The organism is Avibacterium endocarditidis, assembly GCF_002921145.1.
Classification (GTDB): Bacteria; Pseudomonadota; Gammaproteobacteria; order Enterobacterales; family Pasteurellaceae; genus Avibacterium; species Avibacterium endocarditidis.
The window spans coordinates 1-3,412 of sequence record NZ_PQVI01000048.1; the positions used below are offsets into that span (position 1 = coordinate 1).

Below are 3,412 nucleotides of genomic sequence, written 5' to 3' on the forward strand. Positions count from 1 at the left end.
TTTTTTTCCTTATTTTTATTTATGCGTGAAATAATGCGCTATCTTATTGACATAGATCAATTTGTTCAAGACCTTTGCGATTTTTTCAAGTAAAATAACCGCACTTTTGATTTAGCTGATTTAGGACTATGCCTCAACTTTCGGAAAAACTCACTGCTTACGCGCAATTAATGCGTTTTGACAAACCCATTGGCACATTATTGTTATTGTGGCCAACGCTTTGGGCATTGTTTTTGGCAGAGAAAAATTTTCCGCCTATTTCGGTGCTAATAGTATTTGTACTCGGCGTAATCATTATGCGTGCAGCAGGTTGCGTGATTAATGATTATGCGGATCGCCACATTGACGGCAAAGTAAAACGCACTTCACAGCGTCCTTTAGCAACGGGAAAAGTCAGCGAAAAAAGAAGCCAAATTACTTTTTTGCAGGGCTGATATTCTGCGCCTTTATTCTGGTGCTATTTCTGAATTATTACGCCATTGGCTTGTCTTTTATTGCGGTGCTGTTAGCCTTTATTTATCCCTTTATGAAACGCTATACCCACCTTCCGCAATTTTTCTTAGGCGCGGCCTTTGGTTGGTCTATTCCTATGGCTTATGGAGCGTTAATCGCACAACTGCCCTTAGAATGTTGGCTGCTATTTGTGGCGAATTTAGCCTGGACAGTGGCTTATGACACGCAGTATGCGATGGTGGATCGTGATGATGATTTGCGCATCGGGGTGAAATCCACCGCCATTTTGTTTGCGCAATATGACAATAAAATCATCGCCTTATTGCAATTTATTGCCCTAGGATTGCTCGTTCTCATCGGTTACCAATCCCATTTGCATTATAGTTATTTTATTTTACTTGCACTTACCGCATTGCTTTTCGTTTATCAATGTAAACTCACTCGCCATCGCCGCCGTGAAGACTGTTTCAAAGCCTTTTTAAATAATAATTATGTGGGAATGGGCGTGTTTATCGCTTTTCTTGCAGGCATTTTTCTTGCCTAATTTGGAGCAAAATTAAGCCATTAAAGGCGATTTTTTCCGCTGTTTTTACTCTAAATGAACGGCACAATTTGGTTATCAAAAAATAATCTGCTTATTTCTACTTGAAATTGTCTTTTTTATCCCCATATCTCTGATAATTTTATCCAAAATAAAAGGAACTTCTATGACAACGATCGTAAGTGTACGCCGTAATGGCAAGGTGGTTGTGGGCGGAGACGGTCAGGTTTCCCTTGGCAACACAGTAATGAAAGGTAATGCGCGCAAGGTGCGCCGTTTATATAACAATAAAGTGTTGGCTGGTTTTGCTGGCGGCACCGCAGATGCGTTCACTCTGTTTGAATTATTTGAACGTAAGCTGGAAATGCACCAAGGGCATTTGCTTAAAAGTGCGGTGGAATTAGCTAAAGATTGGCGTACCGATCGTGCGTTGCGTAAACTTGAAGCAATGTTGATTGTGGCAGATGAGAAAGAAAGCCTGATCATTACCGGAATTGGTGATGTGGTACAGCCTGAAGAAGATCAAATTTTGGCCATTGGTTCGGGCGGCAACTATGCAATGTCTGCGGCACGCGCGTTAGTGCAAAATACTGATCTTTCAGCCCGTGAAATCGTAGAAAAATCACTCAAAATTGCAGGGGATATTTGCGTTTATACCAACACAAATTTCACCATTGAAGAATTGCCATAACGCGTAGATTTAAAATAGCTTGGATTTATTTAGTTTGTGCAGGCTTGCGTGAAATTGGCTGGCCAATTGGCTTGAAAATTGCCACCCAGCCTAACAAGGCACTGTTGGGATCACTGCTTGCGATTATTTTTATGATCGGCAGTGGCACATTGCTTTACCTTGCACAGCGAACCATACCAATGGGAACCGCCTATGCCGTATGGACAGGAATTGGTGCTGCTGGTGCTTTTATTGTTGGCGTGCTGTTTTATGATGATGCACTCACATTTTGGCGAGCATTAGGGGCAATGATGATTGTAGGTGGTGTTATCGTGTTAAAATTAACATCACATTAATCCCATTTATTTTGTATAAATGGTTTAGAAAAAAGGATTACATTATGTCTGAAATGACACCTCGTGAAATTGTTTCTGAATTAGATCAACATATTATCGGTCAGGCCGATGCAAAAAGAGCGGTGGCTATCGCCCTGCGTAACCGCTGGCGTAGAATGCAATTACAAGAGCCATTACGCCATGAAGTTACCCCTAAAAATATCTTAATGATCGGGCCGACTGGGGTGGGTAAAACAGAAATTGCGCGCCGTTTAGCGAAATTAGCCAATGCACCTTTCATCAAAGTGGAAGCCACCAAATTTACCGAAGTGGGTTATGTGGGTAAAGAGGTGGATTCCATTATTCGTGATTTAACCGATAGTGCGATGAAATTAGTGCGCCAAACGGAAATTGAAAAGAATCGTTTCCGTGCGGAAGAAGCCGCAGAAGATCGCATTTTAGATGCCTTATTGCCACCAGCTAAAAATCAATGGGGTGAAGTGGAAAATCACGATACCAATAGCAGCACTCGTCAAGTGTTTCGCAAAAAATTGCGTGAAGGACAACTTGATGATCGCGAAATTGATATTGATGTAGCCGCCCCATCAATGGGCGTGGAAATTATGGCACCACCGGGAATGGAAGAAATGACGAGCCAGTTGCAGTCAATGTTCCAAAATCTTTCTAGTGGCAAAACCAAAACCCGCAAAATGAAAATTAAAGATGCGCTCAAAGCCTTAGTTGATGATGAAGCAGCGAAATTAATTAATCCTGAAGAACTTAAACAAAAAGCTATTGATGCAGTAGAGCAAAACGGCATTGTCTTTATTGATGAGATTGACAAAATCTGTAAAAAAGGCGAATACAGTGGTGCTGATGTTTCACGCGAGGGCGTGCAACGTGATTTATTGCCATTAGTGGAAGGTTCAACCGTTAGTACTAAACACGGAATGGTGAAAACCGATCATATCTTGTTTATTGCCTCAGGTGCATTCCAAGTGGCGCGTCCTTCTGATTTAATTCCTGAATTACAAGGGCGTTTGCCAATTCGCGTTGAACTTTCCGCTCTCACCGCGGAAGATTTTGAGAGAATCCTTACTGAGCCAAACGCCTCTTTAACCGAGCAGTACAAAGCCTTAATGGCAACAGAAGGCGTGAATATTACTTTCACCCAAGATGCAATTAAGAAAATTGCTGAAGCCGCTTTCCGTGTCAATGAGAAAACTGAAAACATCGGCGCGCGCCGTTTGCATACGGTAATGGAGCGTTTAATGGATAAAATTTCCTTCAACGCCAGCGATATGAACGGCGAACAAGTTACCATTGATGGCGCTTACGTTGCAGATGCCCTCGGCGAAGTGGTAGAAAACGAAGATTTAAGTCGTTTTATTCTGTAAGACATTGATGTTATAA

Annotated in this window: 3 protein-coding genes and 1 pseudogene; all 4 read left to right on the top strand. The window is 41.9% G+C overall.

Features of this window, described 5'->3' with window-relative positions:
* Positions 1–128 precede the first annotated feature (128 nt).
* The 4 genes and pseudogenes from ubiA (at position 129) to hslU (ending at position 3,396) form a co-directional block, all read left to right on the top strand.
* A pseudogene (gene ubiA, locus C3Z13_RS04125) lies at positions 129–997 on the top strand (4-hydroxybenzoate octaprenyltransferase).
* A 163-nt stretch (positions 998–1,160) separates the two neighbouring features.
* Entirely contained in the window at positions 1,161–1,685 is a 525-nt protein-coding gene (gene hslV / locus C3Z13_RS04130) for an ATP-dependent protease subunit HslV (RefSeq protein ID WP_017805350.1), read from the top strand.
* 23 nt (positions 1,686–1,708) lie between these two features.
* Positions 1,709–2,020: a DMT family transporter gene (locus C3Z13_RS04135; protein WP_281258770.1), complete on the top strand. Its 312-nt coding sequence runs from the start codon at positions 1,709–1,711 to the stop codon at positions 2,018–2,020.
* Between the two features lie 44 nt (positions 2,021–2,064).
* Positions 2,065–3,396, top strand: a complete 1,332-nt coding sequence (gene hslU, locus C3Z13_RS04140; protein WP_103855084.1) for an ATP-dependent protease ATPase subunit HslU — start codon at positions 2,065–2,067, stop codon at positions 3,394–3,396.
* Positions 3,397–3,412: the final 16 nt, after the last annotated feature.

What these genes read in the sequence shown, in the direction of transcription:
- hslV (WP_017805350.1), top strand. Translation starts at nt 1,161, where the DNA reads ATGACAACGATCGTAAGTGTACGCCGTAATGGCAAGGTGGTTGTGGGC.
- hslU (WP_103855084.1), top strand. Translation starts at nt 2,065, where the DNA reads ATGTCTGAAATGACACCTCGTGAAATTGTTTCTGAATTAGATCAACAT.